Consider the following 26,329-nt stretch of genomic DNA (forward strand, 5'->3'; position numbering starts at 1 on the left):
TTGATAAACGAGCTATGTATATTATGGCCATTGAAATTGCGACTGCTATTGATGGTCAGATTAGCGAAGATGATAAAGAGAGCTGGTTAAGTGTGGAGGAATTTAAAAACCGGCATGAGGATATCCTTTCGATGAGTTATGAAGAAGCTAATGAGCTGAGTTTGGAAGAAATTTCATTTATGGACCATGTGAGAGACCCAGTCTGGGAAGAAGATGACCGTAGAAATGAAGAATACATCAAAATCCATGGCGAGCCAGTTTATGATGATGAGGAAGGTGAGTGAGAATTTATAATCCCACTTATTTGAAAGAGAGTGTTGATAGAGGAAAGGCGAATGTTAGATAAAGTAAAACAGTTTAAGTGGTTGATTGTATTGTCCTTGTTCCTATTAGCGATTCCTTTATATTTTACTTACAATCATTTCCAACAATCTAGTGCTTTAAAAGAATCCTTTGAGAAAAATGAAAGAATTGAAGTTCTTCATCGTTTGACGTCATCAGAAAAATATGCGTCTGACATCCGCAAGGCAGGATATACTATTCCTTCTGACGGAGCTATTCGATTGGATGGAGTTATTTATCCATTAGAAATAGAAGGAGAGTTACATTTGAAAATTAGCCCTCCCAAAAAGGATGCTAAGGATTTTCAGTTATTTTTCATCACACAGGTTAATGAAAAACAAACGCATGTAGCTTTTATTTTAGATAAAAATCTGAATTTAATTGATTCTAGCTATTCTCAGCAAAATGGTAACGGGAAAAGAGAGATTGTTTCTATCCCCCAAGCCGAAGAAGATTACTTGTTGAGAAGTGTTCAAAGCGAGATTGATGACTTCATGAAAAAGATGTATCAAACCTTGTATGGTTAGATTTTTAGAGAAAGTAACTTCTTACTCAACGCAATGCTGTATGAACAAGACTTCTATGATAACTTAGACAGAGGGGGTGAAAAAATGTCAGGACTTAAAAAAATACTGATCGTTATTGGTTCTGTAATTGCCTTAGCTACTGGCTTGAATCTTTATTTTCAGTATCAAAACCACCAAGAACATATGCAATTAAAAACCTCCTTTGAAGAGAGGGACAATATAGTCGTCTTACAACGTTTGATGGCATCAGAAAAATATGCACCTGACATCCGTAAAGCGGGCTATGTCGTTCCTCCCGATGGAGCTATTCGATTGGATGGAGGAATTGACTCCATAGAGATAAAAGGAGACATCAATTTGGACATCTCAAATCCGGGACGGAATGGGGTTACTGCTTATTTTGAAATAGAGATAGATGGTAGAATAACTAGTGTACTCTATGAATTGGATAAGAACTTTGATTTAGTTTCTAGCGCTTATTTTCAAATAAATGAAAGAAATATAAATGAGAGGGTGACTATTCCCAAAGTCGAAGAAGAGCGCCTATTAAAGATTGTTCAAAAAGAGCTTGATGTCTTCATGAAAAAGATGTATCAAACCTTGTATGGATAGTTTGTTATATTAGACTCAGGTGAGCTGACAGGACCAACTTAAGGAACTGAAAAAATTGAGGGAAGAGCAGTTAGCTATCGTAGAAGCTCAGATTCAAGCGAGGGAGAACTGGCTAAATCAAATCAAAGACCTCTTTAGTCTCATTTGGGGGAGAGCCTTCTCTGAGAAGACCATCCTCTACAATACCAAGTCTCAAATCGAGTCGGGTATTCAGGATTTGGATGACAAGATTGAAAAATTAGAATTCTTTGTCTCAGAGGTTTCCCAGTATTTCAGCGATAGTCTAGAAGTCCTTAGCTTAGTGATTCAAGGAGCTACGCAACTAAGTAAAATCATTGTCGATAGCGATGGCAACTACTATGCGGACGGTGTGGACATGAGCTGGGTGCAGAAGATGAAGGATGTGAAGGTTGAGAGTGCAAAATATGATTCTTCTAAGAAAGCTAAGGATTTGCATAAAGAATACCAGAAAATCTTAGATAAGTTGGAAAGATGATAAAGAGCTTCCAAACAATCAAACAGATATTCATTTGGTAAAGAATGGAATTGTTGTCAACTACCAAGGGGAGAAAGTTTTTTTATGTAACCAATAACAAGTCCTACACGATTACCATGACCAATGTAGACGACAAGCCAGCTTACTTTGAAGCTCAAGTGGTGGATCGGTAAAATTTCAGCTCTCAAATGAGGGCTTTTTTAGATTCAAGTTTCAAAAAAGAAGCAAATATGATATACTAAAGAACGAGTATTCTATTAGAATTAGGACAAGCAATATGAAACAAACGATTATTCTTTTATACGGTGGACGTAGTGCAGAGCGTGAAGTCTCTGTCCTTTCAGCTGAAAGTGTTATGCGTGCGGTCAACTACGACCGTTTCACCGTCAATACTTTCTTCATCAGCCAGTCAGGTGACTTTATCAAAACACAGGAATTTAGCCAGACCCCAGGTCAAGAGGATCGTCTCATGACCAATGCGACTATTGACTGGGACAAGAAAATAGCGCCAAGTGCCATCTATGAAGAAGGTGCAGTGGTCTTTCCAGTTCTTCATGGTCCGATGGGAGAAGATGGTTCAGTTCAAGGATTCTTAGAAGTTTTGAAAATGCCTTATGTTGGTTGTAATATCTTGTCATCCAGCCTTGCCATGGATAAAATTACGACCAAGCGTGTCTTGGAGTCTGCTGGGATTGCCCAAGTACCTTATGTGGCCATCGTTGAAGGCGATGATGTGACTGCTAAAATCGCTGAAGTTGAAGAAAAACTGACTTATCCAGTCTTCACGAAGCCGTCAAATATGGGTTCAAGTGTCGGTATTTCTAAGTCTGAAAACCAAGAAGAACTCCGTCAAGCTTTGGAACTTGCCTTCCAATATGACAGCCGTGTCTTAGTAGAGCAAGGGGTAAATGCCCGTGAAATCGAGGTTGGTCTCTTGGGCAACTACGATGTCAAGAGCACGCTTCCTGGTGAAGTGGTTAAGGATGTTGCCTTTTATGACTATGATGCCAAATACATCGATAACAAGATTACCATGGACATCCCAGCCAAGATTAGTGATGATGTGGTAGCTGTCATGCGTCGAAATGCTGAAACAGCCTTCCGTGCGATTGGTGGCCTCGGTCTGTCTCGTTGTGATTTCTTCTATACAGATAAGGGCGAGATTTTCCTAAATGAGCTTAATACCATGCCAGGTTTTACCCAGTGGTCTATGTATCCACTACTTTGGGACAATATGGGAATCAGCTACCCAGAACTAATCGAGCGTTTGGTTGACCTTGCTAAGCAAAGTTTTGACAAGCGCGAAGCGCATTTGCTATAAAAATGAAAGAGAGGGTAGAAGCCAGAACTATCACTGCATGGTGACTAGAGTTCTCGGACTTCAACCCTTTTTAAAGGAGTAGAAATGAAATTAACAATCCATGAAGTTGCCCAAGCTGTTGGAGCTAAAAATGACGCTAGTCTTTTTGCGGACGTTCAGTTAGAAAAAGCTGAGTTTGACAGTCGTTTGATTGAGACAGGAGATTTGTTTGTGCCCCTCAAAGGTGCGCGTGATGGTCATGACTTTATCGAAACAGCTTTTGAAAATGGTGCAGCAGTAACCTTGTCTGAGAAAGAGATTGCAAATCATCCCTACATTCTAGTAGACGACGTGTTGACTGCCTTTCAAGCCCTCGCAGCCTACTATCTTGAGAAAACGGCTGTTGATGTCTTTGCCGTTACGGGTTCAAATGGCAAGACGACGACCAAGGATATGTTGGCGCATTTACTGTCAACAACCTACAAGACCTACAAGACTCAAGGCAATTACAATAATGAGATAGGCCTTCCCTACACGGTTCTTCACATGCCTGAGGAGACAGAAAAGTTGGTCTTGGAGATGGGACAAGATCATCTGGGAGATATCCATCTCTTGTCAGAATTGGCCCATCCAAAAACAGCTATCGTGACCTTGGTTGGAGAGGCTCATTTGGCCTTTTTCAAAGACCGTTCAGAAATCGCTAAAGGGAAAATGCAAATTGCTGATGGTATGGCACCAGGTTCTTTGCTTTTGGCACCAGCCGACTCCATTGTAGAGGACTACTTGCCTACAGATAAAAAAGTGGTCCGTTTTGGGCCAGGAGCTGAGTTAGAAATCACGGACTTGATTGAGCGCAAGGATAGTCTGACTTTTAAGGCGAATTTTTTGGAACAAACCCTTGATTTGCCAGTGACAGGTAAGTACAATGCCACCAATGCTATGATTGCTGCTTATGTGGCTCTTCAAGAAGGAGTTTCAGAAGAGCAAATTCATCAGGCCTTCCAGAACCTAGAATTGACGCGTAACCGTACTGAGTGGAAGAAAGCAGCCAATGGAGCAGATATTCTGTCTGACGTATACAATGCCAATCCAACTGCTATGAAGTTGATTTTGGAGACATTCTCTGCCATTCCAGCTAATGAAGGGGGCAAGAAAATCGCAGTCTTAGCAGACATGAAGGAACTTGGTGACCAGTCTGTTCAGCTCCATAACCAGATGATTTTGAGCCTATCGCCAGATGTGCTGGATACCGTGATTTTCTATGGAGAAGACATTGCCGAATTAAGCCAACTTGCTAGTCAAATGTTCCCAATCGGCCACGTTTATTACTTCAAGAAAACAGCTGACGAGGACCAATTTGAAGACCTAGTCAAGAAGGTTAAGGAAAGCCTTGGAGCCAATGACCAAATTTTGCTTAAAGGCTCTAACTCCATGAATCTAGCCAAGTTGGTAGAAAGTTTAGAAAATGAATGCAAGTGATTTTGCCAAGTATCTGCAAAGAATGCTGGCCATTACGGATACTGGATTAACCTTTACAAAAGATCCTTTCGACCGTGAGCGTTACGAGGACTTGTGAAGTCTGTTATCTGAAATGTTGAATCAGGTATCAGACCTCGATGCAGAAGAAGTGGCAGAAGTCTTGAAACCAACGTCCGCTTATGCAACTCCTCTGATGGACGTCCGTGCTTGGATTGTTGAGGATGAAAAAGTATGTTTAGTTAGAGGAAAAGGAGAGGATAGTTGGGCTTTGCCAGGTGGTTTTGGTGAAGTTGGCTATTCTCCAACCGAAAATATTCTTAAAGAAATTGAAGAAGAAACCGGCTTTACAGCAAAAGCTGAAAGGTTACTTGCAGTTTTTGATACCAATCGTTTCCAACTACAGAGCAAACAATATGCAAAGTTTGTCTTTGAATGTAAGCTTCTTGATGGACAATTTCAAGAGAATCAAGAAATTGCTGAGCTTCAATTTTTTGCCATTGACCAATTGCCAGTCTTATCTGAAAAACGCATCACCAAGGAGCAAATGGAGATTCTTTGGCAGATTCATCAAGGACAAAGAGACCAATATCTTGACTGAGAAGATTATTATCGTATTTCTGAATTCATTTTTTTCTATTGGCATGGTATAATATGTGAGAAGATTTTGAAATATAATGAGGAATATTAAATGAATTTATGGGATATTTTCTTTACAACGCAAGCGACAGAACCACCTCAATTTGACCTTGTCTGGTATGTAAGTTTATTTTCGTTATTAGCGTTGACCTTCTACACTTCTTATCGCTATTACGATAAAAAAGTCTATCAACGTTTTTTCCAAATTTTACAAGCTGTCCAGTTGATTCTTCTCTATAGTTGGTACTGGGGAAATCACATGCCGATGTCAGAAAGTTTACCATTTTATCATTGTCGTATAGCGATGTTTGTAGTGCTGTTACTTCCTGGTAAGTCAATGTATAAGCAATATTTTTCTCTACTTGGAATTTTTGGAACGCTGGCAGCTTTTGTTTATCCAGTACCAGATGCCTATCCTTTTCCCCACATAGCCATCCTGTCTTTCATTTTTGGTCACCTAGCTCTTCTAGGAAATTCTTTGGTTTATTTATTTAGACAGTATGACTCTAGATTATTGGATGTTAAGCGGATTGTTTTATTAACCTTTTCACTTAATGCTCTGATTTTTGTGGTTAATTTAGTGACTGGAGGAGATTATGGATTCTTGACAAAGCCACCATTGGTTGGTGATCATGGCTTAGTGGCCAATTACCTGATTGTGTCGCTGGTATTAGCTACAGCTATTAGTTTGACCAAGAAAGTATTAGAAGTTTTTTTAGAGCAAAAAGCAGAAAAAATACTTGTGAAGAAAGCTTAAGTATAAGCTTTCTTTTTTTGTAAAAAAAGATACTTTTTTAAAGTAAGGCTGTTAAGATAAAAAAATAGAAATAAAAAGTGAAAAATGACTAGGAAATTTATCAAAATCTAAGCACGATTGGATTTTTTGTGTTATAATATTCTTTGAATAGCTATACCCAAACATAGTTATTAAATAGAAGTGAGAAACTTGGAAGACAGAGAGGATGCGATGTAATGACTAGAGATGGTTTTTTTACAGGCTTAGATATCGGAACTAGCTCGATTAAAGTGCTAGTAGCTGAGCATAGAGATGGCGAAGTAAATGTAATTGGTGTTAGCAATGCCAAAAGTAAAGGTGTAAAAGACGGAATTATTGTTGATATTGAAGCAGCTGCTTCAGCAATCAAATCCGCAATCACACAGGCAGAAGAGAAAGCTGGTATTTCTATTAAGTCTGTTAACGTTGGCCTTCCAGCAAACCTCTTGCAGGTTGAACCAACACAAGGAATGATTCCTGTAACTTCAGACACCAAAGAAATCACAGATCAAGATGTTGAAAATGTTGTCAAATCAGCTTTGACAAAGAGCATGACTCCTGACCGTGAAGTGATTACATTTATTCCAGAAGAATTCATCGTGGATGGTTTCCAAGGCATCCGTGACCCTCGTGGTATGATGGGTGTTCGTTTGGAAATGCGTGGTCTGCTTTACACAGGGCCTCGTACGATTCTACACAATCTTCGCAAGACAGTGGAGCGTGTGGGTATCCATGTTGATAATGTGATTATTTCACCTTTGGCAATCGTGAACTCCGTTCTCAACGAAGGCGAACGCGAATTTGGTGCGACTGTCATTGACATGGGTGGAGGTCAGACTACTGTAGCGACTATCCGTAACCAGGAATTGCAGTTCACTAATATCTACCAAGAAGGTGGAGATTACGTTACAAAAGACATTTCTAAAGTCTTGAAAACATCTCAAAAAATTGCAGAAAGTTTGAAACTGAACTATGGTGAAGCTTACGTTCCACTTGCAAGTAACGAAACTTTCCAAGTTGAAGTAATCGGTGAAGTAGAACCTGTTGAAGTAACAGAAAGCTATTTGGCAGAAATTATCTCAGCACGCATCAAACATATCTTTGACCAAATCAAACAAGAGTTGGAAAGAAGACACTTGTTAGATTTGCCAGGTGGCATCGTCCTTATCGGTGGAAATGCAATTTTGCCAGGAATTGTTGAATTAGCTCAAGAAGTATTTGGTGTTCGAGTAAAACTTTATGTACCAAATCAAGTTGGAATTCGCAACCCTGCATTTGCGCACGTGATTAGCTTGTCTGAGTTTGCTGGTAAATTGACTGAAGTCAATCTTCTTGCCCAAAAAGCAGTTAAAGGAGATGAATTCCTTCGTCAAAAACCAATCAACTTTGGCATTCCAAATCAACGTTTGAATCCAGTAGCGCAACCAAGTCCAGCACAAGCAGCTCCAGCTGAAACTGTGCAGGAAGCCCCAGTTGCTCCCAAGGAAGAATTCCAAGCAAGTTCTCAAAGTAAACCGAAGCTAACAGAACGTTTCCGTGGTTTGATCGGAAGCATGTTTGATGAATAAAAGAGGATAAGAAATTATGACATTTTCATTTGATACAGCAGCAGCTCAAGGCGCAGTTATTAAGGTAATTGGTGTCGGTGGTGGTGGTGGCAACGCCATCAACCGCATGGTTGACGAAGGTGTTGCTGGTGTAGAATTTATCGCAGCCAACACTGATGTACAAGCCCTTAGCAGTACGAAAGCAGAAACAGTTATCCAACTTGGTCCAAAATTGACTCGTGGTTTGGGTGCTGGAGGACGTCCAGAAGTTGGACGTAAAGCTGCAGAAGAAAGTGAAGAAGCTTTGACGGAAGCTATCACTGGAGCGGACATGGTCTTTATCACTGCAGGTATGGGTGGTGGATCTGGTACAGGTGCAGCCCCTGTTATTGCACGTATCGCTAAAGATCTTGGTGCTCTTACAGTTGGTGTTGTGACACGTCCTTTCGGATTTGAAGGAAGCAAACGTGGCCAGTACGCTGTAGAAGGAATCAACGAACTTCGCGAGCATGTTGATACTTTGTTGATTATCTCTAACAACAACTTGCTTGAAATCGTTGATAAGAAAACGCCACTTCTTGAAGCTCTTAGCGAAGCAGATAACGTTCTTCGCCAAGGTGTTCAAGGAATTACTGACTTGATCACGAACCCAGGATTGATTAACCTTGACTTTGCTGACGTGAAAACTGTAATGGCCAACAAAGGGAATGCCCTTATGGGTATCGGTATCGGTAGTGGTGAAGAACGCGTTGTTGAAGCGGCTCGTAAAGCAATTTACTCTCCACTTCTTGAAACAACAATCGATGGTGCAGAGGATGTCATCGTCAACGTTACTGGTGGTCTTGATTTGACCTTGATTGAAGCAGAAGAAGCTTCAGAAATTGTCAACCAAGCAGCTGGCCAAGGTGTAAACATCTGGCTTGGAACATCAATTGACGAAAGCATGAAGGATGAAATCCGTGTTACTGTTGTAGCGACAGGTGTTCGTCAAGAGCGAGTGGAAAAAGTAGTTGGAGCTCGTAACAACCAACCAGTTGGACGTCCAACAACTAAAGCTCCACAAGCGCACACATTTGACCGTCAATTCGACTTGGAAGAGACAGCAGAATTGCCTAAATCAAGCCCACGTCGTTTTGAAACAAACCAAGCGTCTGCTTTTGGAGACTGGGACTTGCGTCGTGAGTCTATTGTTCGCCAAACAGATCCAGTTGTTTCACCGGTAGAACGCTTCGAAACACCAGTTTCACAAGATGAAGATGAATTGGATACACCTCCATTCTTCAAAAATCGTTAATCAATGAATTTGAAAAAAAATACTGAATTAGTTTTTCAGCAAATAGCTGATGCTAGTCAAGAAGCCAACCGTGCTCTAGATGCTGTTTCAGTAATCGCAGTGACAAAGTATGTAGATGTACAAACAGCGGAAGCCTTGCTTCCGCTTGGTGTCCGTCATATAGGTGAAAATCGAGTTGATAAATTTTTAGAAAAATATCAGGCCTTGAAAGATTACCCAGTTACTTGGCATTTAATAGGAACACTACAGAGACGGAAAGTGAAAGAAGTAATCCCATATGTGGATTACTTTCATGCTTTAGATTCCCTTAAGTTAGCCCAGGAAATTCAAAAGAGAACAGATCATGTTATCAAGTGTTTCTTGCAGGTCAATATTTCTGGGGAAGAAAGCAAGCATGGGTTTTCAAAAGAAGAATTGCTAGAACTTTTGCCAGAATTGGCTAAGTTAGATCAGATTGAGTATGTTGGTTTAATGACCATGGCTCCTTTTGAGGCAGACAGTGATGAATTGAAAGAAATTTTCAAGGATACGCAGGCTCTGCAAGCAGAAATTAGAGAAAAACAAATCCCTAATATGCCGATGACAGAGCTAAGCATGGGAATGAGTCGTGATTTTAAGGAAGCGATTCAGTTCGGCTCAACCTTTGTTCGAATCGGTACAGCATTTTTTAAATAGGAGAGAGCTATGTCTTTAAAAGATAGATTCGATAAATTTATAGATTATTTTACAGAAGACGGAGAAGAAACGACTAACTACCAGGCTCAACAAGAGGGAACAGTTAGCCCAGCCATCTCATCTTCTAAAGAATTACCAGCACCTGCTCAGTCAGGATCAGCAAAAGATGCAAATATTACCCGTCTTCATGCGCGTCAGCAAGAATTGGCAATGCAAAGCCATCGTTCAGATGAGAAAGTGACAATTGACGTTCGCTATCCAAGAAAATATGAAGATGCAACTGAAATTGTAGATTTGTTGGCTGGCAATGAAAGTATTTTGATTGATTTCCAATACATGACAGAGGTTCAAGCCCGTCGTTGCCTTGATTACTTGGACGGAGCCCGCCATGTCTTAGCTGGGAATATGAAAAAAGTTGCGAGTACGATGTATCTATTGACGCCTGTCAACGTTGTCGTGAATATTGAAGATATCAAACTTCCAGATGAATCACAAAGCGCTGAGTTTGGTTTTGATATTAAACGAAATAGAGCAAGATAATGATTTTCTTAATTCGTTTAATCCAAAATGCGGTTAGCATTTATTCCATCATTCTCGTTGCATTTGCTCTTCTTTCATGGTTTCCAAATGCCTATGAAAGCCAGCTAGGTCGCCTAGTTATCAGACTTGCTCGTCCAGTTATTGAGCCCCTTCGTAAGCTCAATCTACAATTTGCTGGTCTTGACTTTACGGTTTGGGCGGCGCTGATTCTGATTCAGTTTGTTGGAAATCTCTTAACACGACTAGTCTTATTACTATGACAGCAAATCGAGCCATTTATCAGCATTTTTCCCAAGATGATATTCCCTTTATTGATAAGGGGTTAGAGTGGATCAAGCGGGTAGAAGATACCTATGCACCGGTACTTACTCCTTTTATCAATCCCCATCAGGAACAGATTTTGAGGGTACTAGCTGGGACATATGGACTGGGTTGCCAAAGTAGTGGTGATTTTCTTCCGACAGAGTCGGTTCGAGTTCTTCTCTATCCAGATTACTTTGAACCGGAGATATCAGACTTTGAAATGGCCTTGTTGGAAATTTGCTATCCGAGTAAGTTTGAGCAACTGAGTCATGGAAAAATATTGGGAACAATTATCAACCAACTAGGAATTGACCGTAAATTATTTGGTGATATCTTGGTAGATGAAAAGAGAGCACAGATTTTTGTCAATCGTGATTTCATTCCTCTTTTTCAGGATGGAATAAGAAAGATTGGCAGACTTCCTGTATCGCTGGAGGAATGTCCTTTTACCGATAGGATTTTGTCTAAAATTGATTATAGAGAACGAGAAATTTTAGTTTCGAGTTTTCGATTGGATGCCCTCTTATCAAGTGCCTTGAAATTATCTAGAAATCAAACTAGTCAACTGATTGAGAAAAAATCTGTCCAGGTAAATTATCATGTGGTTGAAAAATCTGATTACCAGGTCGCAGTTGGAGATTTGATCAGTGTGAGAAAGTTTGGTCGTTTGAAAGTTGTCAAAGACAATGGTCAGACCAAAAAGGATAAGAAAAAACTAACAGTCCGGCTACTTTTAAGCAAGTGAGAAAAAATATGTCGATTACACCACAAGAAATAAGTGATAAAGCTTTCTCAAGAACATTCAGAGGCTACAATCAGGAAGAAGTTGACCTCTTTCTAGATAAGATTTACTTTGAATTAGAGGAGATGATTCGATACAAAGATGAAACTGAACTCTATATCAAAAAACTAGAAGAACGTCTTTCCTATTATACGAATGATATTCCTAAGAGAACAGTAACAAGCGAGCAAGAACCAGAAGCAATTAATGATTCTATTTTTTATTAAGTAAGTGAGGAAAAGTATGCCAATTACATCGTTAGAAATTAAAGATAAAACCTTTGGTACAAGATTTAGAGGTTTTGATCCAGAAGAAGTAGATGAATTTCTGGATATCGTTGTTCGTGACTACGAAGACTTGGTTCGTAGCAATCACGATAAAGAGACACACATCAAGAGTTTGGAAGAACGTTTGTCTTACTTTGATGAGATGAAGGATTCCTTGAGTCAGTCAGTTTTGATTGCTCAAGATACTGCGGAGCGTGTTAAACAGGCTGCTCAAGAACGTTCAAACAATATTATTCAACAAGCTGAACAAGACGCCCAGCGTTTGCTTGAAGAAGCGAAATACAAGGCAAATGAAATTCTCCGTCAGGCAACAGATAATGCGAAGAGAGTGGCTGTTGAGACAGAAGAGTTGAAGAACAAGAGCCGTGTATTCCATCAACGCCTCAAGTCTACGATTGAAAGTCAATTGGCTATTGTCGAGTCATCTGATTGGGAAGATATTCTTCGCCCAACAGCTACTTACCTTCAGACAAGTGATGAAGCCTTTAAAGAAGTGGTGGGTGAAGTTCTTGGTGAATCTGTATCTTTACAACCAGAAGAAGAGCCTATTGATATGACTCGTCAATTCACACCAGAAGAGGTTGCTGAATTACAAGCTCGTATCGAGGCTGGTAACAAAGAATTAGCTGAGTTTGAAGCTCAACAAAACCAACAGACAGAAGAAAGTGACCAGCATGAAGAGTCAGTTGAAGTAGAAGCTACTGCGGCAACTGAGAACGATGCAAATAAAGAATCTGTTCTTATCCTATAAAAAAATGTGAGAACAAGATCCAACCAACTATATTTTCAGCGAGCGGGAGATGGTGAGAGTCCTGCAATCCCTAGTGGTTAGATTATCCTCTCAACGAATCTAATCTGAAAACAGTAAGACTAGACGTCCCCCACGTTACGGGAAAAGAGGAAAAGAGACCCTGTCTTTTTTCGAACAAAGGTGGTACCACGATTTTCGTCCTTTTTGCGAATCGTGGTTTTTATTTTGTCATTTTAAATTAAAGGAGTAACAATGAAACTTAAAGAAACCCTCAATCTAGGGAAAACAGACTTTCCTATGCGTGCTGGTCTTCCAACCAAAGAACCAGTTTGGCAAAAAGAATGGGAAGAAGCAAAACTTTACCAACGTCGTCAAGAATTGAACCAAGGAAAACCGCATTTCACCTTGCATGATGGCCCTCCGTATGCAAACGGAAATATCCACGTTGGACATGCCATGAACAAGATTTCTAAAGATATTATTGTTCGTTCTAAGTCTATGTCTGGATTTTATGCTCCTTATATCCCAGGTTGGGATACTCATGGTCTGCCAATCGAGCAAGTCTTGGCAAAACAGGGCGTTAAACGCAAAGAAATGGACTTGGTTGAGTACTTGAAACTTTGCCGCGAGTACGCTCTTTCTCAAGTTGATAAACAACGTGAAGACTTTAAACGTTTGGGTGTTTCTGGTGACTGGGAAAATCCTTATGTGACTTTGACTCCAGACTATGAAGCAGCTCAGATCCGTGTCTTTGGTGAGATGGCTAAAAAAGGCTATATCTACCGTGGTGCCAAGCCAGTTTACTGGTCATGGTCTTCTGAGTCAGCCCTTGCTGAAGCGGAAATTGAGTATCATGACTTGCTTTCAACTTCCCTTTACTATGCTAACCGCGTCAAAGACGGAAAAGGTGTGCTAGATACAGACACTTACATCGTAGTTTGGACAACTACTCCATTTACCATTACAGCTTCTCGTGGTTTGACTGTTGGAGCGGATATTGATTACGTAGTCGTACAACCTGCTGGTGAGACTCGTAAGTTTGTGGTTGCTTCAGAATTGTTGAATAGCTTGTCTGAGAAATTTGGTTGGGCTGATGTTCAGGTCTTGGCAACCTACCGTGGTCAAGAATTGAACCACATTGTGACAGTCCACCCATGGGATACGGCTGTAGATGAGTTGGTAATCCTGGGTGACCACGTTACGACTGACTCTGGTACTGGTATTGTCCATACAGCCCCTGGTTTTGGTGAGGACGACTACAATGTTGGTGTTGCCAACGGCCTTGAAGTTGCTGTAACAGTTAACGAACGCGGTATTATGATGGAAAATGCTGGTCCTGAATTTGCGGGTCAGTTCTATGACAAGGTTGTGCCGACTGTTATCGAAAAACTGGGCGATTTGCTCCTTGCTCAAGAAGAAATCTCTCACTCATACCCATTTGACTGGCGTACCAAGAAACCAATCATCTGGCGTGCTGTTCCACAGTGGTTTGCCTCTGTATCTAAATTCCGCCAAGAAATCTTGGATGAAATTGAAAAAGTGAAGTTCCACTCAGAATGGGGGAAAGTTCGTCTTTACAATATGATTCGTGACCGTGGCGACTGGGTTATCTCTCGTCAACGTGCTTGGGGAGTTCCCCTTCCTATCTTCTATGCTGAAGACGGAACGCCAATCATGACTGCTGAGACTATTGAACATGTAGCTCAACTCTTTGAGGAACACGGTTCTATCATCTGGTGGGAACGTGATGCTAAGGACCTCTTGCCAGAAGGATTTACTCATCCAGGTTCACCAAATGGCGAGTTCAAGAAAGAAACAGATATCATGGACGTATGGTTTGACTCAGGTTCATCATGGAATGGAGTAGTGGTCAACCGTCCAGAACTCAAATATCCAGCAGATCTTTACCTTGAAGGTTCTGACCAGTACCGTGGTTGGTTCAACTCATCACTTATCACATCTGTTGCTAACCATGGCGTTGCTCCTTACAAACAAATCTTGTCACAAGGTTTTGCTCTTGATGGTAAAGGTGAGAAGATGTCTAAATCTCTTGGGAATACGATTGCTCCAAGTGATGTTGAAAAACAATTTGGTGCGGAAATCTTGCGTCTCTGGGTAACAAGTGTGGACTCAAGCAACGACGTGCGTATCTCTATGGATATCTTGAGCCAAGTCTCTGAAACTTACCGTAAGATCCGTAACACTCTTCGTTTCTTGATTGCCAATACATCTGACTTTAACCCAGCTCAAGACGCAGTAGCTTACGATGAGCTTCGTTCTGTTGACAAGTACATGACCATTCGCTTTAACCAGCTTGTGAAAACGATTCGTGATGCTTATGCTAACTTTGAATTCTTGACAATCTACAAGGCCTTGGTGAACTTCATCAACGTTGATTTGTCAGCCTTCTACCTTGACTTTGCCAAAGACGTTGTTTACATCGAGGGTGCCAAATCACTCGAACGCCGTCAAATGCAGACTGTCTTCTATGACATTCTTGTCAAAATCACTAAACTCTTGACACCAATCCTTCCTCACACAGCAGAGGAAATCTGGTCATATCTTGAGTTTGAAGCTGAAGAATTTGTTCAATTGTCTGAATTACCAGAAGCTGAAACTTTTGCCAACCAAGAAGAAATCCTGGATACATGGGCAGCCTTCATGGATTTCCGCGGACAAGCTCAAAAAGCCTTGGAAGAAGCGCGTAATGCAAAAGTAATCGGTAAATCGCTTGAAGCACACTTGACAGTTTATCCAAACGAAGTTGTGAAAACTCTTCTTGGAGCAGTAGATAGCAATGTGGCTCAACTTTTGATCGTGTCAGAATTGACCATCGCTGAAGGTACAGCTCCAGAAGGCGCAGTTAGCTTTGAGGATGTTGCCTTCACAGTTAAACGTGCTGCAGGTGAAGTTTGTGACCGTTGCCGTCGTATCGACCCAACAACAACAGAACGCAGCTACCATGCAGTCATCTGTGATCACTGTGCAAGCATCGTAGAAGAAAACTTTGCAGATGCAGTTGCAGAAGGATTTGAAGCGAAATAATCAGATTAGAAATATGTCTTCTCATAGTTTAAGGTGAGAGGAAAGGTAAAAGAGAGAAAGTCATTTCTCTCTTTTTTTGCTGGTAAAAGCTTAGGACAAAGATGTAGAAATTCAACATTTTTAAGGAAAGTTTTAAGTTGATTTTTTGAGATTTTTTAAAAAGAGAGGTCGTTTTTTGGTACTTTTCAAAAGCATGTGTTGCTTCTAAAAATCGCGACAAATAATTTGAATAATCAAGTGAAATCAGGTAGAATAGAAAGGATTGAATAATATATTGAAGAGGGAATTTTGAGAATGAAACATCAATTTTATGGAGAAAAACGACAGCGTTTTTCTTTCCGAAAGTTGTCCGTTGGGCTCGTTTCAGCGACTATTGGAAGCTTCTTTTTGAGTGGGCAAATGGCTGGGGGCTTGACTTCTGTGAAGGCAGCAGAAATTCAAAGTCAGCAGTCTGCTCAGGTAAAATACCACTACGTAGTGGAGTCTGAATTGACGGAGGCAGAGAAGAGTGCCTTGATCAGGGAGATTCCAAAGCATGTTGAGGATGCTTCAGAGACTTATTACTTAGTTTATCGTCCGACTACTCAAGCGGATTCGTCTGGAGTATTACCTAAAACAGGTCATTCCGGTCTTTGGGAATCAACTTTTACAGCGATGGGTCTTGCATTACTAGTGCTTGTAGTTGTTAGAGGCAGAAATGGGAAGAGGTATTTATCTTCGATCTTGTTGGTAACTGGAATGGGATCCATACTGCTATCTCCAACAGTCTTAGCAGTGACGAATATCGAGCTCGCTGCATATAATCAAAGTCTTAACTTGGGTCTTGGAGATGCACTTCCAGCGCCATTGAAAATTGACGGTTACGACTATATCGGTTATCTAAAGAATGAAGAACAAAATGATAGTCATTTAGCTCATTCTGCTCTGAAGGAAAATCCGACACTTGACTGGGAGAAAGAGAAGGGAAGTGAACTTAAACCGAGTGAAACAAATCTTGATATGAAAGAGATTGTTTCAGATAAGGGGGATGCTTTAACTGAGGAAGAAAGAGAAGCTATAGCTGCTAAGGAAAGAGAGTCTGCTCGTCTAAGCACCGTTTATGACTTGCCAGAACTAAAAATTAGTGAGCAGGAGTCAGTTCAAGAACTTCCTTATCAGACAAAATATCAATATACCGATGAATTGGCTCAAGGGCAATCAAAAGTTATACAAACAGGTGTTCGAGGTCAACGTACAGTAGTGACTCGCCATTTTCGTAAGGATCAAGAAATCGTAAAAAGCGAAATGATTTCTGATCAAGTGACGCTTGAACCTGTTTCTGAAATTATTTTAGTTGGAACAGCTCCAACTAACTCGATACCAAAAGAAACTCCAGTTCACGAAGTTCCGGAATTGTCAGAATATGGTACAACTCCTGAAACAGCGCCAGTTCATGAAATTCCGGAATTGACAGAATATGGCGCAACTCCTGAAACAGCACCAGTTCATGAAGTTCCAGAATTGTCAGAATATGGTACAAGTCCTGAGACAGTGCCAGTTCACGAAGTTCCAGAATTGACAGAATATGGCACAAATTCTGAGACAGCGCCAGTTCATGAAGTTCCAGAATTAACAGAATATGGTACAAGTTCTGATACGCCTCCAGTTCAAGAGATTCCAGAACTGACGGAATATGGGACAAATCCTGATACAGCTCCTGTTCACGAAGTTCCAGAATTGGCAGAGTATGGCACCAGTTCTGATACAGCTCCAGTTCAAGAGATTCCAGAACTGACAGAATATGGGACAAATCCTGATACAGCTCCTATTCATGAGAATTCTGAGTTGGAATTGACTACAAATGATGAGGTTAGAATAGAAAAGATTGATTTTTCTATTGACGAGCAATATACAGATGAGATTCCAGAAGGAAGTCGTCAAATCACAACTCCAGGAGTCCAAGGTGAGCGTACGATTAAGACTCGTGTCTACAGTTCTAACGGTCAAGTTGTTGACCGTCAAGAACTTTCGAATGAAGAAACCATGGCTCCAGTAACGCAAATTGTCAAAGTTGGTACAGCTAAACCAACCATGGTACCGAGCGAAGCGCCGAAAACAGAGGCTCTGCCAGAGTATCCACTGACTTATACAGATGAAACGCGCGTTGAAAAAATCAACTTTAGCATTCGTGAAGAAGAAACGGATGAATTGGTTCGTGATGCCCGCCAAATCACAACTCCAGGAGTCCAAGGTGAGCGTACGATTAAGACTCGTGTCTACAGTTCCAATGGTCAAGTTGTTGACCGTCAAGAATTGTCTAATGAGGAAACCCTAGCTCCAGTAACGCAAATAGTCAAAGTCGGAACAGCTAAACCAACTATGGTACCGAACGAAGCACCAAAAGCAGACGCTCTTCCAGAGTATCCGTTGACATATACGGATGAAACCCGCATTGAGAAGATTGCGTTCAATATCGAGGAGCAACATACGGACGAGCTTGTTCGAGATGCTCGTCAAATCGTGACTCCGGGTGTCCAAGGCGAACGAACTATCAAGACTCGCGTCTACAGTTCCAATGGTCAAGAGGTTGATCGCCAAGAGTTGTCTAATGAGGAAACCCTAGCGCCCGTAACACAAATCGTCAAGGTCGGCACAGCTAAGCCAACCATGGTACCGAGTGAAGCGCCGAAAGCAGACGCTCTGCCAGAGTATCCGCTAACTTACACCGACGAAACGCGAGTTGAAAAAATCAACTTTAGTATTCGTGAAGAAGAAACCGATGAGCTTGTTCGTGATGCCCGTCAAATCGCCACTCCAGGAGTACAAGGCGAACGGACTATCAAGACTCGCATTTACAGTTCTAACGGTCAAGTTGTTGACCGTCAAGAATTGTCTAATGAGGAAACCTTGGCTCCAGTAACGCAAATTATCAAAGTCGGAACTGCTAAGCCAAATATGGTACCAAGTGATGCACCGAAAGCAGACGCTCTGCCAGAATATCCACTGACTTATACAGATGAAACGCGCGTAGAGAAAATAGCCTTTAATATCGAAGAGCAATATACGGATGAGCTTGTTCAAGATGCTCGTCAAATCGCAACTCCGGGTGTCCAAGGCGAACGAACTATCAAGACCCGTGTCTACAGTTCCAATGGTCAAGTTGTTGACCGTCAAGAACTTTCTAATGAAGAAACCTTGGCTCCAGTAACGCAAATTGTCAAAGTCGGGACGGCTAAACCAAGCATGGTACCAAGTGATGCACCGAAAGCAGATGCTTTACCAGAGTATTCGCTGACATATACAGATGAAACCCGCGTAGAGAAAATAGCCTTCAATATCGAGGAGCAATATACGGATGAGCTTGTTCAAGATGCTCGTCAAATCGCCACTCCAGGAGTCCAAGGTGAACGGACCATCAAGACCCGTGTCTACAGTTCCAATGGTCAAGAGGTTGACCGCCAAGAGTTGTCTAACGAGGAAACTCTGGCTCCTGTCACACAAATCGTCAAAGTCGGTACGGCTAAACCAAACATGGTACCAAACAATGCGCCGAAAGCGGACGCTTTGCCTGAGTATCCGTTGACTTATACTTACGAAACGCGCGTTGAAAAAATCAACTTTAACATTCGTGAAGAAGAAACGGATGAATTGGTTCGTGATACCCGCCAAATCGCGACTCCGGGTGTCCAAGGCGAACGAACTATCAAGACTCGAGTCTACAGTTCCAACGGTCAAGTTGTCGATCGCCAAGAGTTATCTAATGAAGAAACCCTAGCTCCCATAACGCAAATCGTCAAAGTCGGTACGGCTAAACCAACTATGGTACCGAACGATTCACCGAAAGTAGAGGCTCTGCCAGAATATCCACTGACTTATGCCGATGAAACGCGCGTAGAGAAAATAGCCTTTAATATCGAAGAGCAATATACGGATGAGCTTGTTCAAGATGCCCGCCAAATCACAACTCCGGGTGTCCAAGGCGAACGAACTATCAAGACTCGTGTCTACAGTTCTAACGGTCAAGAGGTTGACCGCCAAGAATTATCCAATGAGGAAACTCTGGCTCCTGTCACACAAATCGTCAAGGTCGGCACGGCTAAACCAAACATGGTGCCAAATGAAGCACCGAAAGCGGAAGCTCTACCAGAGTATCCACTAACTTATACCGACGAAACTCGGGTTGAGAAAATTAACTTCACAATTCGTGAAGAAGAAACTGATGAGCTTGTTCAAGATGCTCGTCAAATCACAACTCCAGGAGTCCAAGGCGAACGGACCATTAAGACTCGAGTCTACAGTTCTAACGGTCAAGAGGTTGACCGCCAAGAGTTGTCCAACGAGGAAACTCTGGCTCCCGTAACGCAAGTGGTCAAGATCGGTACGGCTAAACCAAACATGGTACCGAACGATCCACCGCAAGCAGACGCTTTACCAGAGTATTCGCTGACATATATAGATGAAACCCGCGTAGAGAAAATAGCCTTCAATATCGAGGAGCAATATACCGATGAGCTTGTTCAAGATGCGCGCCAAATCGCAACACCAGGTGTTGAGGGAGAGCGCACGATTAAGACTCGTATCTACAGTTCTAACGGTCAAGAGGTTGACCGCCAAGAGTTGTCTAATGAGGAAACCCTAGCTCCTGTAACGCAAATTGTCAAAGTCGGAACAGCTAAACCAAATATGGTACCAAGTGATGCACCGAAAGCAGATGCTTTACCAGAGTATCCGTTGACTTATACCGACGAAACGCGCGTTGAAAAAATCAACTTTAACATTCGTGAAGAAGAAACCGATGAGCTTGTTCGAGATGCTCGTCAAATCGCCACTCCAGGAGTCCAAGGCGAACGAACTATTAAGACTCGCGTCTACAGTTCTAACGGTCAAGAGGTTGACCGCCAAGAATTGTCCAATGAGGAAACTCTAGCTCCCGTAACGCAAGTGGTCAAGGTCGGCACGGCTAAGCCAAACATGGTACCGAACGATCCACCGAAAGCAGACGCTTTAGAAGAGTTCGATTTAATTTCACTGCATAATCTCTTGGCAGAAGCGGATCAGATTAAAGCTCAGGCCCGTTATTTCAACGATAGTCAGAGTCATCAAGCTAACTATGATGCTGCTTTGACGGCAGGTCAAACGATTCTGAGTCAATCCCAAGCCAGCCAATCAGAAGTCAATCAACTGGCGGAACAAATCAATCAAGCCAAGGCTCAATTAAGTGGTCCTGAAGTTGTTAAAACAGCTCTTCAGACTGAGTACGATTTAAATCCAAGAGTTAAAACTTCGGTTAAATATAAGAATGCGGATTCAGAAAAGCAGACAGCTTATACTGACGAATTGACCAAGGCAGAGGGAGTTTTGAACAATCAAACTGCTACACAAGTACAGGTCAATCAAGTTCTTGCTAGCCTGACAGCAGCCAAAGAAGCTCTAAATGGAGTGCCTAAAGTCAAGCCGACTGTTTCCATTCTAAGTCTGACTGAGAATGCTGATGATAAGTCGGTGACGGTCCAATATAGATTGGAAGACCAGACCCAGTCCTTCCGTTCAGCGACTGCAGAATTGTACCAGGGAGACCAGCTGATTCGCACCCTTCCAATTACCAACTTCGCTGGCAGCTTGAAAATTGGCGACCTAGACTACTACACAGGCTACACTCTAAAAACCAAGTTGACTTATGAACTGGATAATGGCAGCTTTACTGAGTTTGAAACAGACAGTCGTAACTTTGAGCTAGAATACAAGAAGATTGCCTTCCGTGATATTGATTCCGTTGAGTTTTATCATAAAGAAAATGACCAATACAAGCGCTTTGTATCGATGAGCTCTATGCCTACGGATCTGTCTACCTACTTCGTCAAAATCAAGTCAAGCGAATCCAAGGAAATTCTCCTACCAGTTCACAGCATTTCTGAAGCAGAGAAAGATGGCAAGGCAGTCTATAAGGTTAATGTAACCCTTCCTGAACTCGTCCAAGAAAGTGAAGCGGGCTACAAGTCTGGGCACGACTTCTACATCAGTAAGGTGGTCCCAAGTCAGCAAAACGTCTACACCAGCTTTGCTGGATTGGTAGACGCTATGAAGCGAAATATGGCAGGAAATTATGTTCTGGGAGCTGATTTGGATGCGAGCGAGGTCAACCTAGCTCCTGCGGATTATGTCTACCTCAAAGGGAACTTCACCGGTAGTCTGACAGGTAGTCAAAATGGCAAGCAATATGCCATTTATAATCTAGCCAAACCTTTATTTGAAAACCTCAAGAACGGATCTTCTATTACCAATATCGACTTTAAAGATGTGAATATCGAGGGTACCTATGACTCGGCTGCGCTGGCACGTAATGCGGAGAATGCGCGAATCACAGATGTTTCTGTTCAGGGGAGAGTATCGGTAGTAGGAAACGCCTCTAACGTAGCGGGTCTTGTAGTTAATGGAACCAATACGAAAATCACGAATAGTTCCTTTACGGGAACTATCCTATCTAACAGTCAACACATCAAAGCTTATAATGTAGGTGGTTTGGTTGCAAACCTTAAAGGAGGAGAATCTCTTCTTAGCCAAAGTAAAGCAGATGTAACGATTATTAGTGGTGCTCGATCAAATGAACAACGTATCGGTGGTTTGGTTGGACGTCTAGAAAACAACGCTCGAATTACCAAATCTTATGTGACAGGAAAACTATATAATTCAACCACTAACGGTCAAATCGGTGGAGTGGTCGGCTCGAACTACTTTAATGGTTTAGTTGATAATGTGATCAGTAATGTTAGCGGTACAAATGTTTACAGTATTTCTGGGGATCAGGGCTACAAAAACGACCGCATTACGCAAGCATATAAAGTTACCAAGAGTGAAACCTTGAAAAACGATCAGTTTGTTACTTCTACCATTACTCAAGAAGAAATGGAAGAAAAACTGACTGCTATGGACATAACAACTAGCCTAGATGACACGAATCTAAATATGCGTTTTGTCGACTATGGTGAGGTAAACAATGCTCAGTTCGACCGCGGATATTCTTATGCAAATATGGAGAAACTGCTTCCTTTCTACAATAAAGAAACCATTGTTTCGTTTGCGAACAAGATTCCGAAAGAGCATAAGTTGAACAAGGAGTACCTACTGGATGTTGTTCCGATGAAGGGTGACCAGGTTATCACTGATATCCATGGCAATAAAACAGCAATCAATCGTTTGATGCTGCACTACATGGACAATACTATTGACTACCTAGAAATATCTTATCAGGGAGATTTCGTCAACCAAGGTATTGCTGAGTATAGAATGAAGGGATTAGACCTTTTGTATACTCCAGAAGCCTTTGTATCAGATTATACTAGTATTCTAAATCAAGTCTTGCCAGAGCTAAACAAAGTCGTTCTTGATTCGCCAGCTATGCGAACAGCTCTCGGTGTAGCAGCAGATACTTCTTTAGATGAATTATACTTAGACACCGCATTTACGCAAGTGAAAAGCAAACTGTCAACAGAACTACGAAAAGTTCTGGCTATGGATAAGGCTATCAATACTGAAGGTGAAGTAGTTAAGGATTATCTTGTTAAGAAGATTCTTGCTGATAAGGAAGCTTTCCTATTAGGTTTGACTTACCTTAACCGATGGTACAATATCAACTATGACAACTTTAATGTTAAGGACTTGTCGGCTTACAAGTTGGATTTCTACGGTAAGAATGATGTTTCGACTTTAGATACAATCATTGCTTTAGGGAAATCAGGATTGGAGAATCTCAAGGCTAAAAATAACTATACAGCTTATGACAATTCGCTCTCTGAAGCAACTGGAAAACGAGGACTCTTCAATTACCTTGAAGGCTATCGTCAGCTCTTCCTACCATACAAGACCAATAATGAATGGCTCAAGACCAATACAAAAGCCTATATTGTTGAGGCTAAGTCCGATGTGCCAGAAGCGAGAAAGCTTCAGGACGCAGCCGAGGGCAAGAGCAAGTACTCTGTCGGTGTGTACGACAAGATTACTGCAGATAATTGGGAACACAAGGGCATGCTCCTGCCACTCTTGACCATGACGGAGAAGGGTGTCTATGCTATCTCTAATATGTCTACCCTCTCTATGGGAGCTTATGATCGTTACCGCCTGGATGCTAATAACAGGGTGCGCACAGACGCTGAGCTAGCTGAATATGTCGAAGACCGAGTGAGAAAAACAGCTGAATATCAGCGCGACCACTATGATTTCTGGTATAAGATTCTGAGTCCAGAAAGCAAGGACAAGCTCTTCCGTTCGGTTCTGGTTTATGATGGATTCTCATTGGTTGACAAGAATGGTCAAAGATATTGGGCTCCAGCTAATGACAAAAAATCACAGGCTATGCAGGAATTCTTTGGACCAGCTGGCAAGTGGTATCCAAGCAAGGGCTATAATGCCTATGCTACGGGTAGTGTAACTCACTTTGATGCTGCTAAATTGTTGGAAGACTATGGAAACTCTGTCTACACCCATGAAATGACCCATAACTCTGACGGTGCTATTTACTTTGAAGGTTATGGTCGTCGTGAGGGCTTGGGTGCGGAACTCTATGCTCGCGGACTCTTGCAGTCTTCACCGAGCGCAGATGAACCAACCATTACGCTCAATACTCTCTTCAAGGTGGATAAGGATTCTAAGACACGTATGCATACCTATAATTTCAAGGAACGTGTTCAAAATGAAGCAGACCTACAACACTATGTCCATGGTATGTTTGACATGATTTACACTTTGGACTATCTAGAAGGTACTTCTATGCTGAAGCAGAGTGATGCTGCCAAGTTACAGTGGTTCAGGAAGATGGAGAATTACTATATTACAGATAAGTATGGCAAGGAGACCCACGCAGGTAACCAGACGCGAAGCTTCACAGCTGAGGAAATCAAGCAGCTGAAGACCTTTGACTCTCTGATTGAAAATGATGTGATCACTCGTCGGGAGAATAAGGAAAGTGGGAAATATGGTCGAAATGGCTACCTCAGTCTCAGCCTCTTCTCACCAATTTACTCAGCCTTGAGCAATCCAAATGGAGCACCTGGTGACGTTATGTTCCGTCGCACAGCCTATGAATTACTGGCAGCCAAGGGCTATCATGACGGATTTGTCCCTTATGTTTCTGGTCAGTACTCTCAGGAAGCTTTCGATGAAGGGAAGAAAACGTGGGACGGATGGTCTGGAAGAGATGTCGGTCTCGTGACGGACCAGAAAGTCTTGGAAAATGTATTTAAAGGTGAATACACCTCTTGGGCAGCCTTCAAGAAGGCTATGTACCAAGAGCGGATTGATAAGCTAACCAAGCTCAAACCAATCACTATTGAGTACGAACTCAGAAATCCAAATAGTACCAAGAAAGTAACCATTCGTTCTTATGCAGAGATGCAGCAGTTGATGGATGCAGCAGTAGCAGAGGATGTACGCAACATTTCCAATGCTACTAACCGTGTCGAAGCTAGCTGGGTCAACCTGCTCAAGAAGAAGATTTACAACGCTTATCTTCGTGAGACAGACGACTTCAGACAGTCTATTTTCAAGAAATAAGGAAACGATTCTGTTTGATTAAAATTTGAAAAATTCCTAGGTTTAAGGCTACCTAGGAATTTTTCTGTGGTTTCTCCATGATCTTGTTTGTGCATTCAAGACCTGATAAGATAAGAATTTTGAAAGCGCAAATGAACTGAAAAGATTAGCAGTTTTTTGTGGCTATTATTTATAGCAAATAAATTGAATAATCTAGTAAATTTCGGTAGAATAGAGGGGATTCAAATCATGATGAAGGAAAGATTAGGAATGAAAAGAAGTTATTTAGGAGAAAAGCACCAGCGTTTTTCATTGAGAAAAGTTTCGGTTGGTCTAGTTTCTGCTCTGGTAGGGGTTTTCTACCTTTTTAGTGGAGGAGGTTCTCTTGCTAGTGTAGCAGCCAGTGAACAGACGCCATCCGTCACAAAACAGATTCACTATAAGTACGTGACAGAGAGTGAACTCACGGACCAAGAAAAGCAGTTGGTAGTCAAAGAATTGCCACAGTTTGCTGAGGAAACAGATGATACTTACTATTTGATTTATCGTCCGACGAGACAGCTGCCTGCAACTGGTCACAGCCAACTCTTTAGCTCAATTGCAGCGGGGGCAGGTATTGTACTACTGGTCGTAGCGATTAAACTGGGCAGAGATGATCGCAAAAAGCTAGCTTCTTTCATGCTCTTGACCAGTCTAGGAAGTCAGCTGATCGCGCCAACTTCCTTGGCTTTGACAAATCAAATGCTGGCAGACTATAATCAGGAATTGACTGTACAGGTCGGGGAAACATTGCAATCCCCACTTACGATTGAAGGCTACCAATATGTAGGGTATTTGAAATCTCAAAAAGAAGTAAACTCTCCACTTGATGGCAAGAAAGAGTTGAATCATTCGGCTCCTATTGATACTCCAGTTCAAACTTCAAACGGAAGTCAAGCGCAGGAAGAGTATCGTGCTCAGAAACCAAGTGAAGCTCCTGTCTTTGAACAACCAGAGTTAAAGGTTGAGAGTAAAGATACGAGTCGTACAGAGATCATTCCTTTCCAAGTAGAGGAAGTAGAAGCAGCTGATTTGCCACAAGGTCAAACTGAGGTGATTCAGGCAGGGAAAAATGGTAGTCGTACCATTGTGACCCGCAGCTACATTTTAAATGGTCAGGTGATCCATACAGAGGAGGTTTCCAATCAGGTAACGACTGAGCCTACTTCTGAGATTAGAAAAGTCGGAAGCAAGGTCCTTTCTCCTACAAAACCAAGCCCAGAGGAGTCCGTTAGTGAAAAACCAACAGATGCTCCTGTAAATGAAGTTCCAAGCTTAAAAGTTGAAGAAAAAGATGTTACCACGACGGTAGCAGAACCCTACACTCGAGAACGAGTAGAGAGTGATAGCTTGCCAGTTGGCCAGACCAAGATAACCCAAGCTGGTCAAGATGGAG

The 26,329-nt window shown here is 41.8% G+C and carries 17 protein-coding genes and 3 pseudogenes; all 20 read left to right on the forward strand.

Translation table 11 applies throughout. From position 1 onward, the window contains the following. Window positions 1–284: pseudogene (locus GMD5S_RS0208795) on the forward strand (hypothetical protein); the annotation flags it as partial. A 51-nt stretch (window positions 285–335) separates the two neighbouring features. Then, window positions 336–869: a hypothetical protein gene (locus GMD5S_RS0208800; protein WP_000884835.1), complete on the forward strand. Its 534-nt coding sequence runs from the start codon at window positions 336–338 to the stop codon at window positions 867–869. A gap of 84 nt (window positions 870–953) precedes the next feature. Beyond that, complete coding sequence (locus GMD5S_RS0208805; RefSeq protein ID WP_008294306.1) at window positions 954–1,481, forward strand: hypothetical protein; 528 nt, start codon at window positions 954–956, stop codon at window positions 1,479–1,481. Window positions 1,482–1,536: 55 nt separating this feature from the next. Further along, window positions 1,537–1,977, forward strand: a complete 441-nt coding sequence (locus GMD5S_RS0208810) for a hypothetical protein (RefSeq protein ID WP_008289759.1) — start codon at window positions 1,537–1,539, stop codon at window positions 1,975–1,977. Further along, window positions 1,970–2,150, forward strand: a pseudogene (locus tag GMD5S_RS10830) (hypothetical protein); the annotation flags it as partial. The gene GMD5S_RS0208810 and the pseudogene GMD5S_RS10830, both read left to right, overlap by 8 nt. Window positions 2,151–2,254: 104 nt before the next feature. Beyond that, window positions 2,255–3,298, forward strand: coding sequence for a D-alanine--D-alanine ligase (locus GMD5S_RS0208820; protein ID WP_000814697.1), 1,044 nt, complete (start codon window positions 2,255–2,257; stop codon window positions 3,296–3,298). Between the two features lie 84 nt (window positions 3,299–3,382). Further along, window positions 3,383–4,756, forward strand: a complete 1,374-nt coding sequence (locus tag GMD5S_RS0208825; protein ID WP_000778720.1) for a UDP-N-acetylmuramoyl-tripeptide--D-alanyl-D-alanine ligase — start codon at window positions 3,383–3,385, stop codon at window positions 4,754–4,756. Beyond that, window positions 4,743–5,354: pseudogene (locus GMD5S_RS10290) on the forward strand (NUDIX hydrolase N-terminal domain-containing protein). The gene GMD5S_RS0208825 and the pseudogene GMD5S_RS10290 overlap by 14 nt, the downstream one beginning before the upstream one ends. A gap of 90 nt (window positions 5,355–5,444) precedes the next feature. Continuing rightward, window positions 5,445–6,149, forward strand: coding sequence for a YwaF family protein (locus tag GMD5S_RS0208835; RefSeq protein ID WP_001055258.1), 705 nt, complete (start codon window positions 5,445–5,447; stop codon window positions 6,147–6,149). 215 nt (window positions 6,150–6,364) lie between these two features. Further along, a complete protein-coding gene (gene ftsA / locus GMD5S_RS0208840; RefSeq protein ID WP_000196345.1) occupies window positions 6,365–7,735 on the forward strand; it encodes a cell division protein FtsA in 1,371 nt (456 codons plus the stop codon). A 16-nt stretch (window positions 7,736–7,751) separates the two neighbouring features. Further along, a complete protein-coding gene (ftsZ, locus tag GMD5S_RS0208845) occupies window positions 7,752–9,008 on the forward strand; it encodes a cell division protein FtsZ (protein ID WP_000144263.1) in 1,257 nt (418 codons plus the stop codon). A gap of 3 nt (window positions 9,009–9,011) precedes the next feature. Next, window positions 9,012–9,683, forward strand: a complete 672-nt coding sequence (locus tag GMD5S_RS0208850) for a YggS family pyridoxal phosphate-dependent enzyme (RefSeq protein WP_001049616.1) — start codon at window positions 9,012–9,014, stop codon at window positions 9,681–9,683. 9 nt (window positions 9,684–9,692) lie between these two features. Next, complete coding sequence (locus tag GMD5S_RS0208855; protein WP_000053364.1) at window positions 9,693–10,223, forward strand: cell division protein SepF; 531 nt, start codon at window positions 9,693–9,695, stop codon at window positions 10,221–10,223. Then, on the forward strand, window positions 10,223–10,483 hold the full coding sequence (locus tag GMD5S_RS0208860) for a YggT family protein (protein WP_000576501.1): 261 nt from the start codon (window positions 10,223–10,225) through the stop codon (window positions 10,481–10,483). Before GMD5S_RS0208855 ends, GMD5S_RS0208860 begins: the two co-directional genes overlap by 1 nt. Then, on the forward strand, window positions 10,480–11,271 hold the full coding sequence (locus GMD5S_RS0208865) for a YlmH family RNA-binding protein (protein WP_000126362.1): 792 nt from the start codon (window positions 10,480–10,482) through the stop codon (window positions 11,269–11,271). The genes GMD5S_RS0208860 and GMD5S_RS0208865 overlap by 4 nt, the downstream gene beginning before the upstream one ends. A gap of 8 nt (window positions 11,272–11,279) precedes the next feature. Next, window positions 11,280–11,534, forward strand: coding sequence for a DivIVA domain-containing protein (locus tag GMD5S_RS0208870; protein WP_000028988.1), 255 nt, complete (start codon window positions 11,280–11,282; stop codon window positions 11,532–11,534). A gap of 16 nt (window positions 11,535–11,550) precedes the next feature. Continuing rightward, the gene (locus tag GMD5S_RS0208875; protein WP_001123189.1) at window positions 11,551–12,345 is read left to right on the forward strand and encodes a DivIVA domain-containing protein; all 795 of its coding nucleotides are present in this window, start codon (window positions 11,551–11,553) and stop codon (window positions 12,343–12,345) included. 252 nt (window positions 12,346–12,597) lie between these two features. Further along, entirely contained in the window at window positions 12,598–15,390 is a 2,793-nt protein-coding gene (gene ileS, locus GMD5S_RS0208880) for an isoleucine--tRNA ligase (RefSeq protein WP_000768151.1), read from the forward strand. Window positions 15,391–15,684: 294 nt separating this feature from the next. Next, entirely contained in the window at window positions 15,685–24,915 is a 9,231-nt protein-coding gene (locus GMD5S_RS0208885) for an SIALI-17 repeat-containing surface protein (protein WP_000682657.1), read from the forward strand. 249 nt (window positions 24,916–25,164) lie between these two features. Further along, window positions 25,165–26,329, forward strand: a 1,165-nt coding sequence (locus GMD5S_RS0208890) for a G5 domain-containing protein (RefSeq protein WP_033588602.1), incomplete at its 3' end; no start/stop codon positions are given.

It is taken from the genome of Streptococcus sp. GMD5S (assembly GCF_000298715.2).
Lineage (GTDB): Bacteria > Bacillota > Bacilli > Lactobacillales > Streptococcaceae > Streptococcus.